General features: G+C 35.6%; 1 protein-coding gene. It reads right to left on the minus strand.

All coding sequences use genetic code 11. The annotated features are described in order from the left end of the window. Positions 1-130: 130 nt before the first annotated feature. A partial coding sequence (locus tag FRX97_RS12185; RefSeq protein ID WP_147015495.1) for a transposase occupies positions 131-253 on the minus strand: 123 nt, incomplete at its 5' end.

Here is a 253-nt window from a genome sequence, read left to right on the forward strand (position 1 = left end):
AAGACATCAAAATAATCAACGAGGTATTCTGGTAACAACAACTTAAGGAGGCTCAAATCAGACATCAAAATGAATTTTTGCGAAGGTCTGATTATTCAATTTCTCCACAACTTTTTGTTTTGATCCATTTTTAAGCATAAATCTGGGTTAATCTAAAAAGGAAGAATTCGATTTTTCTAACCCCTCTAAATTGAGCTCTAAAGGCCTTGATTTTGGCATTAAAGGATTCGGCAGCGGCATTGGTGCTTCGGTT

This window comes from Luteibaculum oceani (assembly GCF_007995015.1).
In the GTDB taxonomy this organism is placed as follows: domain Bacteria; phylum Bacteroidota; class Bacteroidia; order Flavobacteriales_D; family Luteibaculaceae; genus Luteibaculum; species Luteibaculum oceani.